Source organism: Phycisphaerae bacterium (assembly GCA_012729815.1).
Classification (GTDB): Bacteria; Planctomycetota; Phycisphaerae; order JAAYCJ01; family JAAYCJ01; genus JAAYCJ01.
In genome coordinates, this window is record JAAYCJ010000223.1 from 19,418 (window position 1) to 45,427 (window position 26,010).

The 26,010-nt window shown below is 64.4% G+C and carries 20 protein-coding genes; 10 read left to right on the forward strand and 10 right to left on the reverse strand.

All coding sequences use genetic code 11. From position 1 onward, the window contains the following. Positions 1-16 precede the first annotated feature (16 nt). The 5 genes from GXY33_14585 to GXY33_14605 form a co-directional block, all read right to left on the reverse strand. Entirely contained in the window at positions 17-1,360 is a 1,344-nt protein-coding gene (locus tag GXY33_14585) for a 3-isopropylmalate dehydratase large subunit (GenBank protein ID NLX06362.1), read from the reverse strand. A gap of 6 nt (positions 1,361-1,366) precedes the next feature. Beyond that, entirely contained in the window at positions 1,367-2,287 is a 921-nt protein-coding gene (locus GXY33_14590) for a phosphoribosylaminoimidazolesuccinocarboxamide synthase (protein ID NLX06363.1), read from the reverse strand. 207 nt (positions 2,288-2,494) lie between these two features. After that, positions 2,495-3,355, reverse strand: a complete 861-nt coding sequence (locus GXY33_14595; protein NLX06364.1) for a sulfite exporter TauE/SafE family protein — start codon at positions 3,353-3,355, stop codon at positions 2,495-2,497. Between the two features lie 323 nt (positions 3,356-3,678). Continuing rightward, complete coding sequence (gene gnd, locus GXY33_14600; GenBank protein NLX06365.1) at positions 3,679-5,136, reverse strand: decarboxylating NADP(+)-dependent phosphogluconate dehydrogenase; 1,458 nt, start codon at positions 5,134-5,136, stop codon at positions 3,679-3,681. Between the two features lie 216 nt (positions 5,137-5,352). Further along, positions 5,353-6,045 (reverse strand): hypothetical protein, encoded by a 693-nt coding sequence (locus GXY33_14605; GenBank protein NLX06366.1) that lies wholly within the window; start codon positions 6,043-6,045, stop codon positions 5,353-5,355. Positions 6,046-6,602: 557 nt separating this feature from the next. Here GXY33_14605 and GXY33_14610 point away from each other — a divergent pair. From GXY33_14610 to GXY33_14650, 9 genes are all read left to right on the forward strand, one after another. Further along, complete coding sequence (locus GXY33_14610) at positions 6,603-7,175, forward strand: hypothetical protein (protein NLX06367.1); 573 nt, start codon at positions 6,603-6,605, stop codon at positions 7,173-7,175. An 80-nt stretch (positions 7,176-7,255) separates the two neighbouring features. Then, a complete protein-coding gene (locus tag GXY33_14615) occupies positions 7,256-7,546 on the forward strand; it encodes a hypothetical protein (GenBank protein NLX06368.1) in 291 nt (96 codons plus the stop codon). Between the two features lie 24 nt (positions 7,547-7,570). Further along, entirely contained in the window at positions 7,571-9,220 is a 1,650-nt protein-coding gene (gene purH, locus GXY33_14620) for a bifunctional phosphoribosylaminoimidazolecarboxamide formyltransferase/IMP cyclohydrolase (protein NLX06369.1), read from the forward strand. 172 nt (positions 9,221-9,392) lie between these two features. Further along, positions 9,393-10,076: a GntR family transcriptional regulator gene (locus GXY33_14625; protein NLX06370.1), complete on the forward strand. Its 684-nt coding sequence runs from the start codon at positions 9,393-9,395 to the stop codon at positions 10,074-10,076. A gap of 22 nt (positions 10,077-10,098) precedes the next feature. Beyond that, positions 10,099-11,652 carry a hypothetical protein gene (locus tag GXY33_14630; protein NLX06371.1) on the forward strand — a complete coding sequence of 518 codons (1,554 nt, stop codon included), beginning with the start codon at positions 10,099-10,101 and terminating at the stop codon, positions 11,650-11,652. A gap of 47 nt (positions 11,653-11,699) precedes the next feature. Further along, positions 11,700-12,962: an FAD-dependent oxidoreductase gene (locus GXY33_14635; GenBank protein ID NLX06372.1), complete on the forward strand. Its 1,263-nt coding sequence runs from the start codon at positions 11,700-11,702 to the stop codon at positions 12,960-12,962. Positions 12,963-12,976: 14 nt separating this feature from the next. Further along, positions 12,977-14,431 (forward strand): hypothetical protein, encoded by a 1,455-nt coding sequence (locus tag GXY33_14640; GenBank protein ID NLX06373.1) that lies wholly within the window; start codon positions 12,977-12,979, stop codon positions 14,429-14,431. Positions 14,432-14,465: 34 nt separating this feature from the next. Next, on the forward strand, positions 14,466-15,563 hold the full coding sequence (locus GXY33_14645) for a hypothetical protein (GenBank protein NLX06374.1): 1,098 nt from the start codon (positions 14,466-14,468) through the stop codon (positions 15,561-15,563). After that, the gene (locus GXY33_14650; protein ID NLX06375.1) at positions 15,560-15,928 is read left to right on the forward strand and encodes a hypothetical protein; all 369 of its coding nucleotides are present in this window, start codon (positions 15,560-15,562) and stop codon (positions 15,926-15,928) included. The genes GXY33_14645 and GXY33_14650 overlap by 4 nt, the downstream gene beginning before the upstream one ends. Positions 15,929-16,302: 374 nt before the next feature. Here the strand turns inward: GXY33_14650 and GXY33_14655 are convergent, their stop codons facing one another. The 4 genes from GXY33_14655 to GXY33_14670 all read right to left on the reverse strand — a co-directional run bounded on the left by GXY33_14655 (position 16,303) and on the right by GXY33_14670 (position 23,235). Next, positions 16,303-17,925: a glycoside hydrolase family 3 protein gene (locus tag GXY33_14655; protein ID NLX06376.1), complete on the reverse strand. Its 1,623-nt coding sequence runs from the start codon at positions 17,923-17,925 to the stop codon at positions 16,303-16,305. 54 nt (positions 17,926-17,979) lie between these two features. Next, on the reverse strand, positions 17,980-21,276 hold the full coding sequence (locus GXY33_14660) for a hypothetical protein (GenBank protein NLX06377.1): 3,297 nt from the start codon (positions 21,274-21,276) through the stop codon (positions 17,980-17,982). Positions 21,277-21,279: 3 nt separating this feature from the next. Next, on the reverse strand, positions 21,280-22,017 hold the full coding sequence (locus GXY33_14665; protein ID NLX06378.1) for a DUF1559 domain-containing protein: 738 nt from the start codon (positions 22,015-22,017) through the stop codon (positions 21,280-21,282). Between the two features lie 78 nt (positions 22,018-22,095). Next, positions 22,096-23,235 carry a substrate-binding domain-containing protein gene (locus GXY33_14670; GenBank protein NLX06379.1) on the reverse strand — a complete coding sequence of 380 codons (1,140 nt, stop codon included), beginning with the start codon at positions 23,233-23,235 and terminating at the stop codon, positions 22,096-22,098. A gap of 217 nt (positions 23,236-23,452) precedes the next feature. Between GXY33_14670 and GXY33_14675 the strand changes: the two genes are divergently transcribed. Next, positions 23,453-24,589, forward strand: a complete 1,137-nt coding sequence (locus GXY33_14675) for a Gfo/Idh/MocA family oxidoreductase (GenBank protein ID NLX06380.1) — start codon at positions 23,453-23,455, stop codon at positions 24,587-24,589. Positions 24,590-24,635: 46 nt separating this feature from the next. On the opposite strand, the gene GXY33_14680 is transcribed toward GXY33_14675, so the two are convergent. Next, positions 24,636-25,997 carry a hypothetical protein gene (locus GXY33_14680; GenBank protein ID NLX06381.1) on the reverse strand — a complete coding sequence of 454 codons (1,362 nt, stop codon included), beginning with the start codon at positions 25,995-25,997 and terminating at the stop codon, positions 24,636-24,638. Positions 25,998-26,010: the final 13 nt, after the last annotated feature.

The window sequence follows — 26,010 nt, forward strand, 5'->3', positions numbered from 1 at the left end:
CGGCCTCCCCTTGCGACTACTGGAGCATCTCCCGCGGATCGGTGATCCTGCCGGTCAACGCGCTGGCCGCTGCGGTCAGCGGGCTGGCCAGAAAGATGCCGGCCTGCTTGTGGCCCATGCGTCCGGGGAAATTGCGGTTGGTCGTGCTGACCACCTGCAGCGGTTCGTTGGCCCGGCCGAAGGTGTCGATCGGTCCGCCCAGGCACGCGGCGCACGAGGGCGGTCCGATGTGGCAGCCGGCGTCCTGGAACACCTGCCGGACGCTCTTGCCGTCGAGGTGAATCTGGTCCATCTGGCGGTCGACGGTTACTGTGGCGGGCACGATGAAGGTGTCGACCCGGACCTTGCGGCCCCGCAGGACCCTGGCTGCGGCCAGCAGGTCGGTCAGTTTGCCGCCCGTGCACGAGCCGATGTACGACCGGTCAATCTTCTGGCTGCTTAGTTCGCGGGCGGTGGCCCGGTTGCCCGGTGAATGCGGCTGGGCGATTGTCGGTTCGAGCTTTTCGGTGTCGAAATCGTGGGTGCTGAGGAACTCCGCGTCCTCATCGCTGCGGAAGACCCGGTAATCGATATCGGTCCGGTCGGACAGATACTCAGCCGTGCGGATGTCCGCGGCCATGATGCCGTTCTTGCCGCCGGCCTCGATGGCCATGTTGCAGACCGTCATCCGCTCCTCGATGCTCAGGGCGTCGATGGTCGAGCCGACGAACTCCATCGCCCGGTACGTCGCCCCATCCGTGCCGATCTCGCCGATCACCGCCAGGATCAGGTCCTTGGCCATCAGATACTCGGGCATGCGGCCTTCGAAACGGAAGCGCATGGTCGGCGGAACCTTAAGCCACAGCTTGCCCGTGCCCAGCACGAACGCGGCTTCGGTGTTGCCGATGCCGGTGGCGAACTGGCCGAACGCGCCGGCGGTGCACGTGTGGCTGTCGGTGCCGAGCATCACCTCGCCCGGCCGGCAGTGGCCCTTTTCAGCCAGCGTGCTGTGGCAGACCCCGCTGTAGCAGGTATCCCGCGTGCAGCGGTAGCCGGTCGGCACGCCGGGCTTATTGACGAAGTCGGCGTCGTAGAAGCTGACGAGGCCCTGCTCGGCGGCGAACTCGCGAAGCAGCGCAATATTGCGGTGGGCGTTCTCGTCGGCGGTGAAGATGTAGTGGTCCGGAATGATGACCACCCGCCGCGGATCGAACACCTTGGCCTTGCGGCCGAACTGCTCGCGGAAGATGCCGATCGTCGGCGGTCCGCACACGTCGTGCGTCATCAACGTATCGACGTTGACCCAGATGTTCTCGCCCGGTGAAACGGAATCCCGCCCGGCGTGGGCGGCCAGAATTCTCTCGGTGATGGTCATTCCCATGATCGGTCAGCCTTTGGCAATGGCAAGGGGGTCGAATTTCCGGCCGGTGAGGCGCTCGTAGGCCTCGGCGTAGCGCCGACTGGTGCCTTCGACCACCTCGGCCGGCAACTGGGGACCCGGAGGGGTCTTGTCCCAGTCCAGCGTTTCCAGATAGTTGCGGACGAACTGCTTGTCGAACGACGGCTGGTCGTGGCCCGGTTCGTACTGATCGGCGGGCCAGAACCGCGAGGAGTCCGGGGTCAGGACCTCGTCGACCAGCACGATCTGTCCGTCGCCGGCCAGTCCGAACTCGAATTTAGTGTCGGCGATGATGATGCCCTTCTCGCGGGCGTACTGAGCCGCCGCCTGGTACAGGTCGAGGCTGGTCTTCTTGAGCTGATCCAGGACGACCTGGTCCACGATTTCCGAGGCGGTCTCGAAGCTGATGTTCTCATCGTGGCCGGTGGCCGCCTTGGTGGCCGGCGTGAAGAGCGGCTCGGGCAGTTTGTCGCACTGCCGCAGGCCGGCGGGCAGCTTGATCCCGCAGACCGTGCCGCTGGTCTTGTATTCCTTCCAGCCGCTTCCGGTGATGTAGCCGCGGACCACGCACTCGATCGGGACCACCGGGTACTTGCGGACGAGCACCGACCGGCCGGCAAAGACCTGCGGCTGGGCCCGGAACGCCTCCGGCAGATCGGTGAGTTTCGTCCCGATCAGGTGGTTGCGGACGCGGTCCTTGAACCGTTCGAACCAGAAGTTGCTGATCTGGGTCAGCAGGACGCCCTTGTGGGAGATGCCGTTGGGCATCACCACGTCAAAGGCGCTGATCCGGTCGCTGGCCACCAGGACCAACTGATCGCCCAGGTCGTAGATGTCCCGCACCTTGCCCCGCTTGATCGGCAGGCCGCGAACTTCCGTCTTGAGTATGGCTTGTGCTTCCGTATTCATAGTAGGGGCATGTTACCGACCAGGCTGGGCAAAGTCAATTCCCGCGGCCCGGCGGCGCAACGGTTCCAGCGGTCCGTTCGCCTGCCGGTCCGCAGCCTATGGTCGTAAAAACTGATGCAAGGTGCGGCCTTGCGGACGCGCACCTTACACCATTGCCATGCCGCCCAAAGCTCTTCTTGCCCCGAGCAGCCGTCTCTCCAAATCGATCTAGTCGGCGCCCTGGCCCTGCGGGACGGGCTCGACTCGGGTCTTGCGGATGGCCATCAGAACCGACAGGAGCAACAGCGAGCCCACCATCGGCACCGCGAAGTACACCCAGTTGATCGAGTAGCCGGCCATGCCCAGCGTCGTCCGCACGCCGACCAGGACGATCAGCACGCCCACCAGCCCCATCAGCCCGCGACGGGGCAGAATGCGGCACATGTGAGCGGCCAGCGGCGCCGCCGCCACCCCGCCGACGATCAGTCCGATGATCGGCTTCCAGTTCTGAGCGAAGCCCAGGATGGTCACGAACGTGACCGCTTGGACGAATGTGACCAGGAACTCCGCGGCGTTGACCGAACCGATCGACCGGCGCGGGCAGTGGCCGGTAGCCACCAGCGTCGAGCTCACGATCGGCCCCCAGCCGCCGCCTCCGACCGCGTCGCAGAAGCCGCCCGCCAGACCCAGCGGGGTCATCCGTCCCCACGGCTTGCTCTCGTTGCGGCGAAGCGCCTTCCACAGGATCATCGCCCCCATCACCAGCAGATACGCCGTGATGAACGGCTTGATCGTATCCCCCGGCACCGAGGTCAGCACATAGGCGCCCACGAATCCGCCAATGGCGCCCGGAATCACCAGACGCTTGAAGAGCTGACGGTCGATATTGCCCAGCCGCCAGTGCGAAAACCCCGAAACCGCGGTGGTGAACACCTCAGCGGTGTGGACGCTGGCACTGGCCACCGCGGGCGGAACCCCCAGACTCAACAGAAAGCTGGTCGAGCTGACCCCATAGGCCATGCCCAACGCCCCGTCGATCAACTGGGCCAGAAACCCCACGACGATAAACGGTATGATCTCCTCAGCCATGTTGCGGCCTCCCAATAACCGATTTTTCCGTTCTGTTCATCGGACAGATACTCACTACACTCCAATTAGAGTGTAAGATACCTGTTTTGAGTGCAGAAGTCTACAGAAATCTTTCTGCTCTCTGTTAACTGATCATTCAGGGCGGTAATTTCCGGAACATCCCCCGCCGTCTAATTATGCATAATGTGGCGAATCCACTCCGCTATGCCAACATAAAGCATTGTATGTAAAATAGTTAAGCGTGAACTGGAGGGGCGGCGGTCTCCGGGCGCACCATCATCCCTTCCGGCATTCTGGAGCGCCCGGAGAATGCCCGCTGAAGGTTAGGCGTTGTAGGTCGAGGCCGAGGTCGTTCCGCCCAGCCCGGTCCAGTCGGTATGGAAGTACTGGCCGCGGGGCTTGTCCACCCGCTCGTAGGTGTGGGCCCCGAAGTAGTCCCGCTGGGCCTGGAGCAGGTTGGCGGGCAGCCGTTCGCTGCGGTATCCGTCGAAGTAGGTCAGCGCGGCGCACATGGCCGGGGTCGGAATGCCCAGCCGGACCGCCGTCGCCGCCACCCGCCGCCACGCGGCCTGGTTCTCATCCATCACGCCCTTGAAGAACGGATCGAGCAGCAGGTTGACCAGCTTGGGATTTCGCTGGAACGCGTCGCGGATCTTGCCGAGGAACACCGAGCGGATGATGCAGCCGCCGCGCCAGACCATGGCGATTCCGCCGTAGTTGAGGTTCCACTTGTATTCGCCGGCCGCCGCCCGCATGAGCTGGTAGCCCTGGGCGTACGAGACGATCTTCGAGGCGTACAGCGCCCGCCGCAGGTCGTCGACGAACTGCTTCTTGTCGCCGCTGAAGGCTTCGGTTCTGCCTTGGAGAATCCTGGCCGCCTCGACCCGCTCGTCCTTGATGGCCGAGAGGCAGCGGGCGAAGACCGCCTCGCCGATCAGAGTCAGCGGCATGCCCTGGTTGAGGGCCTCAATCGCCGTCCACTTGCCCGTGCCTTTCTGGCCCGCCCGGTCGACGATCAGGTCCACCACGTACTGGCCTTCTTCGTTCTTGTAGCCCAGAATATCGCGGGTGATCTCGATCAGGTACGAATCCAGTTCACCCTTGTTCCATTCCGCGAAGACCTCGTGCATCTCCTGATTGCCCATTCCCAACCCGCGTTTCATCAGGTCGTAGGTCTCGCAGATCATCTGCATGTCGCCGTACTCGATGCCGTTGTGCACCATCTTGACGAAGTGCCCGGCCCCGTCCTCGCCCATCCAGTCGCAGCAGGGTTCGCCCTGCGGGGTGTGGGCGCAGATGGTCTGGAAGATGTCCTTGACGTGCGGCCAGGCCTCGGGCGAGCCGCCGGGCATCATGGACGGGCCCTTGAGGGCTCCTTCCTCGCCGCCGGAAACGCCCGTGCCGATGTACAGCAGGCCCTTGCTCTCGACGTACTTGGTCCGCCGGATGGTGTCCGGGAAGTGCGAGTTGCCGCCGTCGATGATGATGTCGCCCTTTTCGAGGTGAGGGATCAGCTTCTCGATGAAGTCGTCCACCGCCTGGCCGGCTTTGACCAGCAGCATGACCTTGCGCGGGCGTTTGAGGGCGGCGACGAGTTCCTCGATGCTGCGCGCACCGATGATCTTCTTGCCCTTGGCCCGGCCGTTGACGAAGTCATCCACCTTGGAGACCGTCCGATTGAACACCGCCACCGCAAACCCGTGACTCTCGATGTTCAGGACGATGTTCTCGCCCATCACCGCCAGCCCGATCAGTCCGAAATCCGCCTGCGCCTGCGCCATGGTCTATTCTCCTGCTCCAAAAGCCTGGCTTCCGGGACCGCGTCGCCCCGATTTTTCATCGAGCCCGAAAACCCCGAGGATATCCCCGCCCATCCCGCCGGTCAAGCAAAGAAACCGCTTTAATGGCGATGGAAAGGCCGTATCGCGCCAAAAAAGAACTCCGCGACGATAGGTTCTCGTCGCGGAGCCCGTTGTGTGTGCTAAACCGCTGAGTGATCAGCATCTGCGCCGCGGCAGGGCCAGCCCGCCCAGCAACAGAATCGCCAGCGTCGCCGGTTCCGGCGTGATCACGAACGCCATGTCCAGCGAAGCCTGGGTCAGCGGATCCCGCAGTTCCTGCCAGACCGGAGGCTGGCCGTCCACGATTTCGCGGTAGACCGCATCATCGTTCCAGTGGTTCAGCGTCGTTTTCCAGCCGATGCGTTTGCCCATCTCGATGGCCGCCGGAGTCAGCTTGTAGCTGAACTCCAGCCAGTAAACCGTGCCTTCGATCTGGTAGAACGCCTCGGTCGGATCGATAAGGAAATTCCACTGGTAGACCCCGGTGTGATCCTCCTCGAGCACGAGGCTCGCCAGAGGATCATACCAGCCCTGAACGCCCTCGCCCCATGGCCGCACGCTGAACGTCCCGATTGCCGGGTCCAGTTGCCAGTCGTGGTGCCACAGCATCGCTCCGGGCATGCTGTAGAGGGGACCTGCGCCGTCCGGGTCCGGGATGTCCGCGTAAATCGCCGTGTGGATGAATTCAAGGTCGCTCGGCAACAGCGCCACGTCGCCCTTGTAGGACGTCCAGATGTGGAAGTCCGTGATCGGACCGGTTCCGCCGCAGAGGAAATCATCGGCCAGACCGGCGTAGTACGTGGCCCGCACATCCCAGCCGTTCATGTCCGGCATCTGAGGATAGTGCATTTTGTGACTCGATCGGATCCCAATCCGCGGCGGCGAAGCTCGCGGCCAGCAGCAGGCACACACCTGCCACCATCAAACGGTTCATGTGCCTCCTCCTAGAAAGGAAAACCCACACCCAACTCGACGCGTATCTCGGCTCTCGTCTCCCCGCCCTTCGACCGTCGCGGACCTCGGATCGGCCGCGTCAGGTACAAGCCCCGATGCCGCCAGTCGATCCTCGGTCCACGCCGTCGAAGAAGCAGTCAATCCGGTTGATGCGATCACTGCGCCGAAAGGCACCCTGATTGCGCAGTACGCGCCGGATCATGCCCACACAGGACCTTCCCTGGCCGTCGATTATCCTGAAAGCCCACCCTCAGGATGTTGTCGCCTCACGCTGTTTCCCCGCATAAAGAGATCGCAAATCAGATACAAACTACCGCGTCGGTCGGAGCTTGTCAATGGAAATCTCTGGCGCCCAACCCGCTTCGGCCGCCTGTTTTTTGTTGAACCCGCCCATGAGCAAGGGTATGATCTTGCCCATGAGAATAATCCTTGCGACTACAGTTGCATCATTTTTGCTGATAATCACGGGTTGCTCCCGCTGCGAGGGCACCGACTGGACGGCCGGCGTCGAGAAGCCGGAAGTCGTCATTCCCAAAGCCGAGATCGACCTGGTCTGGGACGAGGTGCTCGACGTGCTCCGCGAGCACTACTTCGAGCCGGACTTCCAGAACCGCCGGGCTGGGATCATCCTGAGCCATCCGGAGGTCTCCCAGCAGCCGTTCGAGTTCTGGCGGGCCGACGCCCGTGGATGGTGCCAGTGGGCTGAAAGCGCCCTGCACACCGTGCGCCGCCAGGTCGAGATCCAGTTCGTCCCAGCCGACGACCATTACGACCTGGACGTGCTGGTGCATGTCCAGCGAAAGAGTCAGTTGGAGCGGCAGGTCACCACCGCCTCGGGTACGCTGACGATCTTCCGGGACAACGTCCCGCTCTATACCGGCCAGCGTCTCAAGGAAGGGGACGGGGTGCACTGGGTCGATCTGGGGCGGGATGAGCGGCTGGAGCGGTATCTGCTGGAGCGGATCATCCGCCGGATCAGTTTCGAGCCGGAAAGCCTGAGCGCCGTCGACCAGACCGCCGACTGATCGGGTTCGTCGCAGCCGGTTGCTCGCTGTTCCGCCATCCAGGGTTCTGCCAGCTTTTCGATGCCGATGCCGACAAAATCATGGCCTTGGATGCCAGTGAACAACCAGCCCCCGACGCCGAACCGCCCGATGAACTCCGGCGGATCGTCGAGGCCCTGACCGAGCAGGACAAGGTCCTGATCGTCTGCAACGAGGAATTCTACGGTGGGCGGTGGGACCTGCTGCGGCAGGACCTGCGGGACCGGCTCGAGGGCCGGCCGTACGTGCTGTCGCTCGGGCAGCGGATCAACGACGATCTGCAGCGGGCTGGGCGGCTCGAGGAAATCGAAACCAAATTCAACGTCAAACTCGCGGACCTGATCTCGCTTTAGGCCGCGGAACACGGAGGCACAACCATGTCGCAAGTCCAGATCAAGACGGCCCTGCTCAGCGTGTACGACAAGACCGGCCTGATCGAGTTCGCCCGCGGGCTCGATCAACTCGGCATCCGGCTCCTGAGCACCGGCGGGACCTGCAAGGCCCTTCAGGACGCCGGCATTCCCGTCACGCCGGTCGAGGACGTCACGCAGTTTCCCGAAATGCTCGACGGCCGCGTCAAGACGCTGCACCCGCGCATCCACGCGGGCATTCTGGCCAAGCGCGACAAGGAAACCCACCGCCAGGATTTGGCCAGGCACGGGATCGACACGATCGACCTGGTGTGCGTGAACCTCTACCCGTTCGTGCAGGTGACCTCCGATCCGAACTGCACGTTCGAGAAGGCCATCGAGAATATCGACATCGGCGGCCCGACCATGGTGCGGGCCTCAGCCAAGAACCACAAGGACGTGCTGATCGTCACCTCGCCCGCCCAGTATCCGCTGGTGCTCCAGACGCTCAAGGAGAACGACCGGCGGGTCGATCCGACGATGCGGCTCGGCTTTGCCCATCGGGCGTTCCGCATGACCGCGGAATACGACATCTATATTCAGGAATACCTCGGCGGGCAGGATCGCCCGGAGGCCGGTGAAACTTCGCCGTTTCCCGGCAAGCTGCTGGCCTCGTTCACCAAGGCCGGTCCGGACCTGCGCTACGGCGAGAATCCGCATCAGAAGTCGGCTTTGTACATCGACGCCAGGGACGTGCCCACCGGCTGGGGCCATATCAAGCAGCTTGGCGGCAAGGAACTCTCGTACAACAACCTCGTCGACGCCAACGCCGCCCTCGAACTGGTCATGGAGTTCACCGAGCCGGGCGTGTGCGTCATCAAGCACACCAACCCCTGCGGAGCCGCCGTCGACGCCGATATCGTCGAAGCCTACCGCCGGGCCTACCTGGGCGATCCCAACGCCGCGATGGGCGGCATCATCGCGGTCAACCGTCCGGTCGACGCCAAGCTCGCCGACGCCATCGTCAACAGCCTCCAGTACTACGGCAAGGACGCCGGGGCCGGCGCGTTCTTCGCTGAGATCGTGATCGCTCCCGATTTCTCCGGCGACGCCTTCGAAGTGCTCACCACGAAAAAATCGTGGGGCAAGGACGTGCGGCTGCTGAAGGTCGAAGGCTGGGACGGCACGCCGCTCGCCGCCTTCGACGAAGCTGCGCTGGCCGGCTGGGACCTCAAGCGCCTTCGCGGCGCCCTGCTGGCCCAGACCCGCGACAACGAGAGCCTCAACGAATCGCAGTGGAAGGTGATGACCAAGACCAAGCCGACTGACGGTCAGATGCGCGATCTGCGGTTCGCCTGGCTGATCTGCAAGCACACCAAGAGCAACGCGATCGTCCTGGCCAAGGACGGCACGCTCGCCGGCACCGGCGCGGGCCAGATGTCGCGGGTCATGTCGACCAAGGTCGCAGCCGAGTTGGCCGGCGACCGTGCTGGCGGCTGCGTGCTGGCCTCCGACGCCTTCTTCCCCTTCCGCGACAGCATCGACCAGGCCGCCAAGGTCGGCGTCAAAGCCATCGTCGAACCCGGCGGCTCGAAGCGCGACGACGAAGTCATCGCCGCCGCTGACGAACACAAGATCCCCCTGATCTTCACCGGCACCCGGCATTTCCGGCATTAGAATCTCGGGCGATCTATCTCCCGCAGAGACGCTGAGACGCGGAGATAAGTAGGGTGCGTCGTTTCGACGCACCAGAAAAACTACCTGTGCTTCAGAACCCATTGACGGATGCCGTTCGTGCGGTTATAGTGGTTTACCAATTGGTTAACCACTTGCGCAACCAGGAGATCGCATGGTGGAAATGGCGATTGACAGCAGTGCTGAGCAGGCGTATCGGGCTGTTCTTAATCTGATTCACGCTGGAGATATCAGTTTTAATGATATTATCAGTGAGCGGCGGCTGGCGGATCGGTTGGCGGTTGGGCGGTTGGCGGTGCGGACGGCGCTCAAGCGTCTGGAGGCGGAGGGGGTGGTCCTCTCGCGGCCGGGGGTTGGCACGCAGCTTTGCCGGATCGACGCCCAGGAGATGTGGGGGTGGCTGCAGTGGCGGGTGGCGGTGGAGTGCCAGGCCGCCCGGCTGGCCTGCGAGTTCATGACCCCGGATCAGGCCAAGCGGTTGATCGAGGCGGGACGGGTTCTGGATGAGGCGGTGCGTCGCGGCGAACCGGGCACTTCGCGGACCGATGAGGGCTTTCACCTGCTGGTGGCCGAGTGCTCCGGCTGCGGACGGCTGCGCCACGAGTTGGGCCGGCTGGACATCTATCGGTTGAAGCTCTCGCGATGCGAAGCGGTGGAGGCGGCGGCCAAAACGCCGCCCGAGCCGCCGCCCGATCACCAGGCGGTGGCCCAAGCCGTCGCCTCGGGCGACGTGGCCGCAGCGGAACGGACCATGCGGGCCCACCTCGAATGCAGCGGGACGATGTACGGTTTTGTTACCTGGCTCCGGGCCAAGTACGGCAAGGGCGCGACGTCTTGATGGTTCTAAAGGACTGGTGCAAATGAGCGGACCAAAGGACTTCGCCCAGGGCGAACGGGCGGTATCGGTGCGGGAGAGTCAGGGCCAGTGGACCCCGCTGGTGGACTGGTCCATGGTCTACCCGGGCAACCGCGGAGTCGATCGGCAGGGGCACTACGATCTCTACGACGGACCGGTGGGCGTCGCTCTGCGGGTCGAAGAAGGTCTCAAGACCGAGCCGTTGCTGGTGGCTCAGGACGACTGGGAAGGCGGCGGCTGCATCGAGTCGCTGAAAGTCTGGCGGGCCGACGGGCGGTACCACCTGCTGTACGCAGCCCACCCGGCTTCGAACCAGACCGCAGCCTCGTTGGGAGGTACCCGCGAGCCCGGTCTGGGCGGGATGGGCTACGCGGTCAGTGACGATGGTTATCACTGGCAACGGCCGGAACTGGGCCAGGTGGAGTTCCGCGGCTCGCGCCAGAACAACAGGCTGGCCGACGCTCCGACCGGTGGGCCGTGCATCGACCCAGCGGGTCGGCCGGAGGAACGTTTCAAAGCCATCGGTCAGGAAGGGGCCAACTTCGATCCGGAGACCAACGAGCGCCTCAGCGGCGAAGAGGCCTATCGGCGATTTGAAGCCATGGAGTACGGCGGCCCTTCGTATGACGGCCCGAAGGTGGTCAGCCGGCACTGGATCTCCGGCTGGGTCTCGCCGGATGGCATTCATTGGCAAAAGCTGCCCGAACCCCTGGCCGACATGCCCGCCGACAGCTCCAATGCCGCCCATTACGATGAAAAGAGCGGCGAATACTTCGCCTATCTCCGTGTGGGCGGCATGGGCCGACGGGCCATCGGCTTGTCGAGAACGAAGGATTTCTGGCACTGGCCCGCCGCCAAAGTCATCTACACGCCCGATCCGCAGGACGAGCCGGACGTCTCGTTCTACGCGGGCGATTTTTTCCGCTATCCGGGTTGCGACGACTTGTTCGGCATGTTCGTTCAGATCTATCACCAGGTCACCGATCACTGCGACACCCAGATCGCTTTCAGCCGTGACGGCGAAATCTGGCACCGGCCGCAGCGCCGCGCCGTTATTCCCGTCGGTCCGCCCGAGGGCCGCGAGTCTTGTCAGGTTCGCGCGTTCGGCGGCCTGGTCGAACTACCCGACGGTTACTGGGCGGTGCCGTATCGCGGCGAGTCGTGGCTGCACAACTCGCGCGGCGTGATGCCCCAGCGGCCGGGCGAGATCCGCTTTGCCCGCTGGCGGCCGAACCGGTTCTGCGGGGTCGAGGCCGACGCGGAAGGGCGGTTCACCATCGCCACCGTCGGCCGCAGGCGCAATGAGCTGCGGTTGAACTACCGCTGCAAGCCCGGCGGCTGGGTCGCGGTGGAACTGATCCGGGCCATCCCGTCGCGCCTGCACCCGGACGCCGATCCGATCGCCGGTTTTTCCTTCGCCGAGTGCGATCGCCTGACCGGCGACAGCGAGGACCAGGTGGTCCGCTGGGCTGGGCGCAGCGACCTTTCCGGTGTCGGCGAGACGGAGGCGATCCGCATCCGGGCGTTTACCGCGAAGGTGTTCGCCTTTTCCGTCTGACCAATATGCGAGCGGCGTACATGACCATGACCGACCATGAATGTGATGTGATGGTAATTGGCGGCGGCATGGCCGGGACAGCCGCGGCGATCGCCGCGGCGCGAGGCGGGGCCCGCACGGTGCTGATCGAGTCCGCCTCGGCCCTGGGCGGGATGGGCACGTGCGGCCTGGTGCCTGCGCTCGCTCCGTACAACTACAACGACCCCCACGGCCCGCCGTGGATTCGCGGCTTGGCGTGGGAATTCGTCGAACGCCTCGACCGGGCCGACGCCCTGCTGGGGTTGGGCCCGAACCAGTGGTGGAAGCTGTTCGACAAGGAAAAGGCCAAGCTCGTGCTCGACCGGATGGCCCTTGAGGCGGGCGTACGGGTGCGGTTTTTCACCACGTTCTTCGAGGCCCAGGTACGCAGCCGCCGCGTCGAGTCGATCCTGACCGCGAGCAAGGCGGGTCCCGAACGGTGGAAGGCGAAGATCGTCATCGACGCCACCGGTGACGCGGACCTGTGCGCCGCAGCCGGGGCGGCGGTGGAGGTCGCCGAAACGCCCATGCCTCCCACCTACTGCTTCACCGTCGGCAACATCGACCGCGCCCGCCTCGGCGATCCCAAGCGAGTGAATGAGGCCCTGGTCCGCGGCAAACGCGAGGGACGCCTGCGCAACCCCGAGGACCATCGCGGCGAAAAGGACATCTTCGGCCCCGACGTGATGGTGTTCAATTACAACCACGTCTACGACGTGGACTGCCTCGACCCCGACGACCTGACGCGGGCGACCATCGAGGGACGCGAGACGGCATACGAACTGCTCGATTACCTCAAGGATACGGTACCGGGTTTCGAGCGGGCCCGGATCGTGAATCTGGCGTCGCTGCTGGGGGTGCGGGAAACGCGGCGGATAGTCGGCGACTTTCGCCTGACCGGCCGGGCCTACTTCGAGTCGCACCGCCACGAGGACGACGTGTGCGTCTACGACTACGCGATTGACCTTCACGCCTCACGTCCGACCGCTGAGGAACGCGAGGAATACTACGAGCTCTACTACAACCGCCGGACTCGGCCGGGCGAGGTCTACGGCATCCCCTTCCGGTCGTTGCGGCCGGCCGACCTTGACAACGTGCTGGCCGCCGGGCGGTGCATAAGCTGCGATCGTCAGATGCTGGCCTCGCTTCGCGTGATGCCGACGTGCCTGGCCACCGGCGAAGCGGCGGGCGCCGCGGCGGCGATCGCGACGACGGAAAACGAAGCCCTGCGGGACGTTTCATCCGCCAGGCTTCAGGACGCCTTACGATCGAACGGGGCCTACATTCCCTGACGGGAGCCAAGACGATGGCCAACTTCACCACCGACCACTGCGATCCGAACCTTCACCTGTTTGTCGACGATGTGGAGGTTCGACAGATCTGGGGCTTGCGTCGCCGTTTGGCTGCGGTCTCCAACTCGCCCGAACCGATCATGCATCCCGGCGGGCCCGAAGCCCCATGGGAGGATGGCCGGATGTTCTGCCCGTATGTCAGTTCGGTCGTACCCGATCCACGGACCGGGCGGCTGCGGATGTACTACTGGTGCTTCGGCAACCACACCGAGATGGACCCGCGCGACTATCCGTCGGCAGTCATGGCCTGCGTCGCTGAGTCCGACGACGGCCTGCACTGGCAACGCCCGAATCTGGGTTTGGTCGAGTGGCGCGGCTCGAAGGACAACAACATCTTCCTGACCGGCGATCTGCTGGCCCAGGGCGACCCGGACGCGATCCACGACCTTCGCGGCGCGGTGCTGCTCGATCCGTCCGACCCTCAGCGGCCGTACCGGATGTTCGCGTGGGGGCAGCATCTGGAGGTATGGAACGATCAGCTCCCAGCGGCGCGGCTCGAGAAGCTCCGTGCCCTGACCGGCTATTACCTGCTCGAGTCGTCGGATGGCCTGACGTGGTCGCCGCCGCGAAAGATCCGCGACGGCGGCGACACCTACTCGGTGGTCTGGGACGGCCGCCGCCGGCTGTGGATGTGGGCCAACCGCATGACCGGCGATGGCAACCGGCTCAACGAGTTTGTCCGGCTGATCGAAATCCTCGAAAGCCCGGACCTCGTTGGATGGACGCGCCACGGCCGCGCGATGGTGTTGGGCGAGGAGGCCAACTTCGGGCTCTCGTGGCAGCATTGGGGCATGTTGCCGTTCAACTATGGCGATCAATACCTGGCTTTTCTGGGTGTCTCCAACGAGCAGGCGCAAGGGATCGAGATCGTCCTGGCCGCCAGTCGCGATGGGCGCGACTATCACTTGCCGGTCGGCAAGCAGCGGTTCCTGCCGGTCGGCGAGTTGGGCGATTGGAACGGCGAAACGCTGAACGTCTCGCTGAACCCGCCGGTCCGCTGCGGCGACCGACTTTGCATCTACTACACCGCCCGCAACTCGGATCGGTACGGCCGGGCCACCGCCCACAACTACCTGGGCGTTGCCTCGTTGGCGGTCGACCGCTTCGTGGCCCTCTCCGCCCACCATCCGGGGTTCGTGCTGACCGAGCCGATCGAGGTGACCGCACCGCGGCTGCTGGTCAATATGCAGAACACCTACGGCTTTGTGCAGGTGGAGGTGCGCGACGAGGAGAACCGGCCGATCGACGGTTACACAGCCGCCGATTGTCCAAAGATGCAGGAACGTAGCGTGGCCGTTCCGGTGCGATGGAACCGCAAGGATGATCTGGGCGAACTGGTCGGGCGGCGCTGCTGCCTGAAGTTCAGCGTCGCCGACGCCGAGTTGTACAGCTTCCGTTTCGTCGGATGAACGTAGTCGCCGTCGGCACAGGAGAATCAACCACATGGCCCTTACAGATGATTTTGGCGTCTCGATGAGCGTGGAAGACTTCGAACGCCGGTTCCTGGCGTTTCACAAGCAACTCTTCGCCTCGACCGAGTTCGCCTTCGACGACGTGACCACGCACGTATTCAAGCCGCCGCCGGGTTTCTACCAGGTCGATCACTCGTTCATCCACGATGGAACCGACTGGCACCTCTACTACGTAACCGGCGACATCCGGAAGAGCGACCAGTACGTCCAATGCTTCTCCCAGCGCGACTGGGAAGGCGCAGCCAGACACACCGTCGAACCGGGCAACGGCCACGCCGTCGGACCCGACCTGCGCAGCCTGAAGTTCAAAGAGAACGTCTTCTTCGAGGCCCAGGGCCGCTTCGACATGGTCACTCGCGGCGTCTGTTCGCTCTTTCGCTGCGGCGGGCGCTACGGCATGCTCTACGACGTGCGCGGCGAGGACTACATCGGCATGTCGCTGGCCTGGTCGCACGACCTCTCGCACTGGGAACTCGGGCCGGACAACCCAGCCCTCAGCCCGCCCGCCTGGGCCTGTCCCGGCAGCACGTGCAAAGACCCGCACGTCATGCTGATCGACGGGGTCTACCTGATCTACTACATCGTGATGGACCAGGATGGCTACTGCTGCGTGGCTCTGGCCTCGACCACCGACTGGAAGCGCTTCGACGACGAGGGCTGCGTGTTCCGCTCGGCGCCGATGCTTCGCGGCACGATGGGAATCGAGTCACCCGCGGTGATCCTACGGGACGGCGTCTGGCACCTGTTCTTCACCTACGGACCGGGCCTGTGGCACTCCATCAGCCGCACGCCCACCGCGTTCGTCGCCTGCCGCGGCAAAAGCGCGTGGTTCGTCGGAAGGGGGCTCTACTGCATGGGTCCGTTCCACGCCACCGAAATCATTCAGGACCAGGACGGGCAGTGGTGGCTGACTACCGACCGCAAGGAAGAGACCCGGCGGCTCAACCGCCAAGCCGGACGCCTCTGCTACCGCGGGACTTTTGGAGACGAAAAGACCCTCGAGGAGGGCATCTACCTCTCGCGCATCCGCTGGCACGGCGATCAGCCGATCCTGGAGAAACCGCGATGAACGAGCACGTGTTGATGAAGATCGCCGAGGCCCCGGCCATGCTCAACATCCTGCCGATGCCCGCCGGCCCGGTCGCCGAGTACATGCGGGTGCTGGCGGAGGAGGGCTACCCGGCGATCGAAATCCTCGCCCGGCCTACCCGCGACTCTGTTCGCATGGCCGGGGCGATCTACTCGGGCATCACCTTCTGCCCGACCGGCACGATGACCCTCGAGACGCTGCCCGAGTGGCGCAAGGTCGTGTGCGTCGGTCCAGCCATGGAAAGCACGTTCGTGCCGCAAGAGTGGCTGACCGACGGCCGCTGGGACCTCATACGCGAGCGCCTCACCTTCATCCGTCGTCTGGCCAAAAGGAAGTCGCCATGAGCAAGCGGTTTCGCTTCGAGAGCGATCTTCGACCGTATCAGTTCGAGGTGGCGAAAAGCCATCTGGTGCACCTGTGATGTATGAAACCCTCAACTCGCGCAGCCGCTTCGTGCGCTACAGCCTGTTCGAGCCGGTGGGAACCGATGGTCATCCTCAAGCACTTCGGGCCCAACCACCCGAAGACGCCCAAAACCGTCGGCTGATCGGGTTGACGACACCCGAAAGAGTGGGACGGATCACGTGGAACACGCGGACAGGAGAGATTTGTTCGTGTAGGTCTGTCACCCTCAGCGGACTCCTCCGCTTCTCCCATTCTGGCTACTGACTTCTGACTCCTGGCTTATCTTCTTCCGTGTGCTCCGCGCCGCTCTTCTTCAGTCGTGCGCGATGATCTCGACCTTCGACGGATCGATGTGATCCGGTATGGTAACCGGCACTCGCCCCTGCGGCCGCAGCCGTCCGAAGACCGCATCCACCGCCGCCGCTACGCTCGTCTTGTTGGTCCCGTAGCACGCCAGGTGCGTGCCGATAGACGGCAGTTCCGCCACCACGTACGGGTTGCTGGTCACGCAGATCGTGTGCTTCGCCGCCGCCGCCACCTGCCTGAGCAGTGCGACCTGTCGGCTCGTCAGCAATCCCGTCTGTCCCGCCAGGCTGCGGAAAAACGTGCTGACCAGCACCAGGTCCGCCCCTCGGGCTTTCGCAGCCAGTGCGGCGATCTGCTCGTCCGCCGGCTGCGCGTCGAACAGGGCGTGCTCGCATCGGCTGTGATACTTGCCCGCGAACTCCAGCAGGCCGAAGATGCTGAACTGCAGGCCCCACTCGAGCGTGTGGCCGGGATGCCGCGGTTCCAGAACGAAGACGCGATTGCACGAACGCGGATCGACGGGAATCAGCTTCGCCTCGTCGCGGATGAGCGTGATCGACTTTTCCGCGATCTCGACCGCCAGTTGCCTCCGCTGCTCGATCGGCGTGGTCGGCTCGGGCATGTCGAGGGCGTTTTCGAACAGGCCGATGCGGGCCTTGGCCCGGAGAATCCGGCCGACCGCGGCGTCGATGGTCGCCGTCTCGATCCGCCCCTTTTTGATCGCCTTCCGGACCCATTCGACGAACCGGTGGCCCTCCGGCGGTTCGAGGATAAGGTCATTGCCCGCGTCGACCGCCAGAATGACCGCCTCTTCCGGGCCGAACCGGTTGGTGATCCCGTGCATCTCCATCGCGTCGGTCACCAGCAGGCCGTCGAACCCCATCTTCCGTCGAAGCAGATCGGTCATGATCTTTCTCGACAGCGTCGCCGGAAAGTCCGGATCGAACGCGGGGTAGATCGCGTGGTTGGTCATCATCGCCGGCACGCTGCCGCGGATCGCCTCCGCGAACGGATGCAGGTGGACCTCCTCCATCTCCTTCCGCGACGCCTCGATCACCTCCAAGCCCAGGTGCGGATCCTGCCGCTGACAGCCTTCGCCGGGAAAGTGTTTGGCCTGCGGCAGCAATCGGCTGCGGCTCATCATCCCTTTGGTGTACGCCAGCGCGATCCGCGCCACCCGCCGCGGGTCTTCGCCCACCGAACGCGTGTTGGAAATCGGGTTCTCCGGCACGGTATTGACGTCGAAGACCGGCGACGGGGTAGTCTGAACTCCCAGCCACGCCGCTTCCTCGGCCACGACGCATCCGGCGCGATACGCCAGATCCTCCGCTTCCCCGTCCGCCAGCGCTCCGAAGGCCATCATCGAGGGAAACTCGGTGCAGTTTCCATCCGTGATCCGCTGGCCGCAGCCGGTCTCGAAATCGGTGCAGATCAGAAGCGGTACGTCAGCCTGCGACTGAAGCTCGCGCATGATCCGCCGAAACGGCTCGGCCTGATCGCTGGGAATCCCGATCGGCCAGATTCCTCCCGCTCCGGCCCGCGCCATGGCCATCCCGTTCTCATGCGTCCGGTACGCCGCCAGCAGCATCTGGGCGATCTTCTGATCCAGCGACAGCTCGGCAAGGTCCATACCACGTCTCCTCTTGAACATCACGCGGCGAAGTTGCGGACCCATACCTTAGCGTCAGCGGAGGGTGATTTCCAGCAGCATCACGTCAAGAGGCTTCAATTCCAGGTCGCCTGCGAGCTCCTGCCGGCCGATCAGATCACGCACGGACTCGATCGGCCGCGGCGTCCGGATCGTGATCCGGCGAGCGGTGTTCGTGCGGTTCAGCACGAAGGCCAGCAAGCCGCCTTCGATCCGGACGGTCCGGCTCTCGATACCGGACGCCGGTTCACCGCCTTCATCCAGGAGTCGAACGGGACGCTCGATGCCCGCGCGGGCAAACACAGCGTCCCAATGCTCTTCATTCCTCGGATCGGCAAAGTCGTCGCCGCAGACCCACACGAACCCTTTTCCGAACGCGGCGGGCTCGGATAGGCCGCTGACGACCGGTCGCCGGCAGAGGGCCAGAAACTCATCCGGCTCGCGCACTCGGCCGTGCTCGTCGGCCTCCAGCGACGGCGGAACGATCAGCAGGCTGCCGCCCTTGCTCACGAACTCGCGCAGCGACGCGCAGACGGCCTCAGGCAGGTAGTTGGCCCGAGGAACGATGATGAGCTTCAGGTCGCCGCTAAGCCCCGCCGCCAACTGCCGCTCGGTCACAAACCCGATCGCCGCCCCGAGGTTATTGACCGCCATGTACACATCGTACATCGCGCCCTCAGCCGCGTTGGACCACGTGATCGACGTCTGCGAGTACAGCACCGCCGCCTGGCGTGGCGACGACCAGAACGGCACAATCTGCGGCGTCAGCCGCCGGATGTCCAGGCTCGTCCGGCCGACCGCGTCGATCATCTCCGGCCGCGAGGCGTACTGCGATATCGGCGTGTGCGGCAGGGCCTCCGACCAGATCCAGATGTCCGTCATCGCTTGGCCGCGGATCACCGACTCCCACAGCGCCAGCCGGTACGCCTCGGGCGGCACGAAGCTGTAGTTGTAATCGGCGCAGAGATTCTCGCCGTTCATGATCGGTTTGTCCGGCGCCAGCGACTTGAGCAGGTCGCAGAACAGGGCGTTGCGATACGCCCGCTCCGTCCGCCGGCCGATCAGGTCGGGATAGTACACCCCGAGGAAACAGCCGTCCATGCCGTTGATCTCGGTCAGCCCGGCCATCGCCTCCCGATCGATGCCCACACCGCAAAGCTGGTGTTCCTGATACGGCACTCCGATCATCATCAGCTTGGTCCAGGTCAGCGCGTCTTCATCGATCGCTTGGACCGTCCGGCGCATGAAGCCGAACCAGTCCATGAACCGCTGTTGGTTGAACGTCGCGTAGTCGAACCGCGCCGCCGCGTGCTCGCGATAGAATTCGCTGTAGACCGCCGGGCCATACGCGTGCGGCGGGAAATCGACCGCGTACGCGGGCGGCAGTTCCTCCAGCGACGCCAGCTTCGTTCCCCAGACCCGGTTGACCCCATCCAGGTCGCCGTAACGTTGGCGGAGCCACTGACGGAATAGCTCCATCCGCGCCCGACACGAACAGGCGTACTTCGACTCGTTGCCCAGGTCGTAACTCAGCAGGGCCGGCTTGTCCTTGATCCGCGGGATCAGCACCTCCAGGTACCGCCGCAGGATCTCGCGGTTGTTCGCGTTCTCCAGGCACCGCGGAGCGTATGTGCTGTGGCACCCGACCGGACAGCGATTCTCGTCGTATACATCGGGGAACTCATCCGAGAAGATGCCGTGGTAGTAGTGGTCCTGGAGATGCAGATCGACCGCCAGATGGTTGGCCGCCGCCGCGTCGAGCATGCGGCGAACCCACTCGCCGTTTTCCGCAATGACCTCGCCGCGGTGGGTCAAGTGCCGGTTCGGTCCCATCGGCTCAGTGATGTTGTGGAAGTTAAAGCCTAACCGCGGTGACCAGTCGATCACCTGCAAGTGGTGCTCAAACCGCCCAGCCGCCATCAATCCCAGCAGGATCACCGGCTGCTCGCCGTTGTAGAAACCACCGTCGCGGATCGTGATGCCTCGATCGAGGTCCAGCGGCGCCACCACCGGCGGCGCCAGCACGGGCCGCTCCGCCAGTTGCCGCACCTCGGTCAATGCCCGCGCGACGAGTTTGCCTGCCTGATCGAGCATCCGCGACGCCACGTCCGGACGCTTTCGCCCGTACTCCGCCGCCACGTACTGGGCGTATTCGCACGCGATCGCCACCGCTGCCGACGTTACCCGCGGATACTGCACGTTCACGCCCGCCGCCTCGGCCTCCGCCAATTGTGAATCCAGGTCGCGGTGTTGCTGGCGAAGCGATTCGATCCCGCGATGGATCGACGCCACGCTTTCCTTGACGAACGACAGCGTCCGCGTGCCGCCGCCCGGTTCCAGACGGGCATTCAGCGTGTACGTTCCTCGCGGATGGTCGCCCGTCGGCCAACTCGCCTCCACCGTATTGAGGCCCGGCTGCAACCGAACCGTGTGGGCGTAACCGTCGGGCATCCGGCCGTCCGGCGAGTCGATCCACCACGTCAGCGTCGCCGCCTCCACCACGCGATCCGAGTTGGTCGCGAACCGCAGCGCCGCCTGCTCGCCGTCGCCGTAAACGAGCTTGTCCGTCGCCGCGAACAGCTCCAGCGTCGAATCGCCGACGAACACCAGATCGCCGAACTCATCGGTCCCGCGGTCCTCGCCGATACCGGGCGTCCAGCCGATCCATCCCTTTCGTCCCTCTCCGTCGTTGTCGTTGACGATGATGCCGAAGCCGCACCGGCCCGGCGCGATCGGCATCAGCGGATTCAGCTCGTTCCACGGAATCGCCGCTTCAACCACGTACGAGCCCTCGGCGATCCTGGCTGCGACCTTCGCCCGATCCACCAGCCCGTGCGGACGCGGCGAAACCGGATCGTTGCGGGCCAGCCGCGGCTGCGGACGGTCGCTGCCCGTCACCACCAGTTCCATGAACATCTGCGGCTCAGCCACAAAACCAAACTGGTACCGGTAGTCGTCGCCGTCCCAACCGCCGCGATTGCCCGCCGTGTCGAAAACGAACTGAAGCGAATCCGCCATCCACATCGTCGAGAGGTTCGACGATGGCGTGACCGTCTGGTCGCTGACCTGGGCCGCCAGGTACAGGCACTGGCCGTCCCATTGCAGAAACACCCTCGCGCCGCAGTCGGCCGGTCCGCCCCAGTTACCCATCACCACCTGGCTCGGATCGTCCAGCACCAGCAGCGGAACGTCCCGCCATTCGGCCAGGTCGCCGTCGATCGTCACCGGCTGCGCCGCCCGTGGACAGCGATACTGCGGCCGGGCCGTCGCCGGCGAGGCGCAAAACAGGATGGTCGTCAACGTCACGATCGTGGCGGAGAGTGATTGCGGCATGATTTACCTGTACGGAGGGTGATAGAAGAGGGTGCAGGCTTCCTGCCATCGACCAACCTCGATCAGGCCCTGGACGTCCATCGTCTCCACGTGGCCATCGGTCATGGCGACATTCGCCGCGCCGTGATGCCGGCGGCTCGGCTGCTGATAGACCGGATTGTACTGCCAGGTCTCAGCCCAGCAGGCGACCGCCTTCCACGTCACGTCCGGCGGCCGGCACGCATCGCCGATCAGCCAGTACCGGCTCGGCTGCTCCAGTGTGCTGATCTGGATCGTGCCGGCGTAATTGTTGGTGTTCACGTAGCTCAACAGGTGCGACTCGTTGACGCCGTAGCCGCCGCCTTCGCCGATCTGCATCGCCGACGGACACCGCCACACCCCGTCCGTGACCAAACCCCATACCTGCATGTGATACTGCAGACCCCAGTCGCCGGTCGTCCAACACTCAGGCATCGGCAGGTAGTTCCCGTAAATCAACAGGTTCGTGTACCACTTGAACGCGTAGCTCGTTCCGGGGTTGGAACTCCACTCCGCGTTGCACATCGGCGGAAAATACTCCGCATTGTCGTTCGCATACGCCATCATCGCCAAGCCGATCTGCCGCAGATTCCCGCCGCACGCCGCGCCCTTGGCCGCCTCACGGGCCGCACCCAGCGCCGGCAGCAGCATCGCCACCAGCACCGCGATGATCGCCACCACGACCAGCAGCTCGATCAACGTAAAGGATTTCGAATGTCGAATTTCGAGCCTCGAATTTGAAGGAGCCGCAAACCCATACATGTTCGTGCTTTCCTCAAATCAGCAATCGGCAATCAACAATCAACAATTCCCCGTCGATCCTCTCACCACAAACTCCGCGGCAAGCCGTACGCTGATCGGCGGGTTCGCCTTCTTCTCGATGATCCGGTGCAACAGCCTGGCCGCCTCGAACCCGATCTGTTCCGTCGAGGCGTGCAGAGTGGTCAGCCGCGGATCCAGCATCTCCGCCAGCGGAAGATCGTCCGCCCCGACCACGCACACGTCCCGACCGATCGTCAGACCGCACCGCTCAGCCGCCTTGTACACGCCCAATGCCGTATAGTCGTTGACCGCGAAAATGCTCATCGGACAGGCCGCCTCCGCCAGCAACCTCTCCGCGACCTGGAAGCCAGGCAGCCACTTGTTGTCCATCGGCCAATACCGCGGATCGACGCTGCTGGTGTCCATCCGCCACGTATGCGACTCGACCAGATCGCCGAACCCGGCGTCCTCCATCGCGCCCCGATAGCCGGCATGCCGCTCGGGCGACGAATCGGCGTCCTGGACCTCGCCGATGTAATACACCGGCCGGCGATGCCGATCGATCAGAAAATGCACCGCCCGGTACACCGCTACGCTGTCATCCGAACCGACAGTGCTCAACGGCAGACCGCTCAGGCCGCGAAAGCTCACGATGGGAAAACCGCGATCGATCAGCCGCGCCAGCACAGCGACGTAGCGGGGATCCTTGTACGGGTACACCATGATCCCATCCACCCCGTAATCCGCGATCCGTTCCAACGCGTCCAGCGCCTCCTCGTTCGTGGCGAACAGGCAGTTCCCAAACTCCACCCCTCGCGGCTCACAGTACCGCCGGATGCCCTCGAGCCGCTTGGTGATCCCGTAATCCGGCGCCGCCGCCCACACCGTCGCCATCGACACCCGCCGCTCGGTCCGCTGCGACCGGTCACTTTCCACGCCGCCGCCCTCTTCAGGCACCAGAATCCCCCGGTGCGGCAGCTTGACCAGATGCCCCTCCTCCGCCAACGTCCCCAACGCCTTGCGAAGCGTCATCCGGGCCACGCCGTAGCGCTTCGCCAACTCGGTCTCCGGCGGCAAGAGTTGACCCGCAGCGAACGCTCCTTCACGGATGTGCTCGCGCAGCAGTTGGGCCAGTTGAGGGGCCTTGCGATAACTCGATGGTTCCAGTTGCGTATGCATTCGATTTCTCGTGTACAACTAGTCTAGATATAGTCTACAAACAATTAGATAATCGCGTCAAGGGTTTATTTATAATCATTATGCCTAATCGACGGTGGCATAGCAGTGCCGAATCTGCTTTGACATCACTATGACAAGAGGTTGGAAAGGCGGTACAATCACCCCCTTGTATCTGAAAGCAGAGACTACGAAACGCTCAGAGCGAAGGAAGCCATCAATGACCGAAGAGAAGAAGGTATACACCACCGCGTTGATAGGGGCTGGGGCCCGCGGCGTGGATCAACTGGCCGGACGGGCGGTGGCCACCGGGCGGTTTCGCTTTGTCGCCGTCTGCGATCCCAGCCAGGACGGCCGCGAATTCTTCAAGAGCCGCATCAGCCGCGACGTCCGCGAATTTGAATCGTTCGACGACCTGATGGCCTGGAACGACTTTGACGTCGCCGTCATCACCTCGCCCGACTTCGCCCACGAAGCACAAGCCGGTGCCTGCCTCGAAGCCGGCAAGGACCTGCTGCTGGAAAAACCCATCGCCATCAGCCACGCCGGCGGCACGCGGGTCGTCGAGGCGGCCGAGCGAAACAAGCGCGTGGTCGTCGTCGGTTTCGTCCTGCGGTACGCTCCGCTCTATGCCCGCGCCAAGGAACTCGTCGACCAGGGCTGGATCGGCAAGCTGACCACCATCTGGGTGCTGCATTCGGTCAAGAGCGGCTCGGACTGGTATTTCCACGACTGGCACGGCACCTTCGCCAACACCGGCGGCCTGCTGTTGCAGAAGGGCAGCCACGATTTCGACATCATCAACTGGTTCGCCGGTTCGCGGGTCCAACAGGTTTCCGCGATCGGCTCGCGCGACGTCTTCGGCGGCGATAAGCCCAACGGCCTGCGCTGTCCGCAGTGCGGCGAACGGCACGCGTGCCCCGAACGGATGCCCGACGACCACCCGCGGACCCAGTGCGCGTTCCGCCGCGAGATCGACTGCCTCGACAATCACATGGTCCTGATGGAGTTCGAGAACGGCGTGAAGGCCAGCTACGACGAATGCCACTACACGCCGGATGACAATCGCGAGTACATCTTCATCGGCACCAAGGGCAAGCTCAAGCTCGACGATCGGGCGGGCAAGCTGACCATGGAGCTGCGCCACAGCGGCGACGTGATGGAATACAGACCCTCAGCCGGTCGCGAAGGCCACGGCGGCGGCGACCCGCGACTCATCGAAGACCTGGCCCACGCCATCGACTCGCGAACCCAACCCCTGGCCGGCGTGAAGGCCGGTCTCGAGTCGATCCGCGTCGGTCTGATGGCTCACGAATCTATCCGCCGCGACGGGCAAGTGGTCCGCGATCTCGAATAGTGCGTCGTAGGGTCATCCGCCTCTGGTGGATGGCCTGGCGGCGTCCTTACCGCTTCCGGCACGCTTCGATTAGATCCAGGCATCCTTGGACGAACTTCTCGCCCGCGCCCTGGGCGTACGGCAGCGGTCGGTGGTCGTCGCCGAGGCTGTAGTAGCGGACCAGCGTATACATCTCGTAGCCGCCGCGACGCCGGTCCTCATCGGTTCCAAGATACCCGTCGGCGCCGTTGCCCATCGCCATGAGCAAAGTATCGGCGAGCGGGCTTCGCGCGGCCAGGTCCAGGCCCAGTTCCACGAACGGTTCGCCCGAGGCGAACACCAGGCCCAGATCGTCCACCACGATGCTGGTGATCCGCCGGGGCCAGCTCGTGGGAAACGCCCAGCCGTCGGCCAGCGCCTGGCGCACCTGGCGGGCCCACTCGGCCAGCGGACGGGCGTGCGACTTCTTCTTCTCCACCGGCCAGTCTTTCTTGCAGTTGACGCCCAGCACCCACTCGAGCCGCGGGTCGCGATCCAGATCGGCGATGAACCGCTCGACCTCCGCGATCTCGCGTTCCAGCGTCTGCGGATCCGGCGGCGGATCGAGGGGAAGATCGACCTCGCCCGACACCACCGCCATCCGATGCGGCGGCTTGGTGCGGATCGACTCGAACGTCTCAGCGACCAGGTTCGCCAGGTTCAGCCCCAGCCGCTGGGAGTCCGCCTCGGTCCCAAACATCGGCACGCAGTTGACGTCGCCCGACGACCCGAAACCAAACAGGACCGGCGCGCCGCGGCTGACGGTCTTTTCGAGCTGCTCGGTCATGTAGCCGGGATACTCAGCCGAGACCGGAGCGTCGAAGATCACGCACGCCGGATGCGCGGCGAACCGCACCCACCCGGCGATGGGCCTTCCGTCCGCGTCGTCGATGCGGACCACGCTCAGCCGCGGATCGATCGGCCGGCCGCTGGCCAGACCCTCACGAAAGTCGCGGGTGAATTTGACCCGACCATCCGGCAGAGGCACGCGCGTATTGAACGAGGCACCGACCACGTGAGTCACGCCATGCCCGAACCTCGCTGGTTGTCGGGAGGCCCACGCCTCCTTGGCCGTTTCAATACACCGTCCGGTGATCAAGTCGAGAAACGGATGCGGCCGGTCGAGCGGTTCGGCGAACGGCGTCGAATGGCTGTGCGAGCAATTCAGGACAATGTCCTTTGGGTCGAGCCCGAGTTCCTCGGCGACCGCTGCGCGAATGTGGTCCACGTGGGCGTTCTTGAGCACGGCCAGATCCAAAGCGATCAGAATCAGCCACCGTTCGCCGAACGAGAGGGCCAAAGCCTTGGCCCGCAACGGACTTCCCGGCTCATCGAACCGCACCGTCATGCACGAGTGGATCGAGTTGTCGATCATGTCGCGCTCGGGCATGATCGAGCCCGAG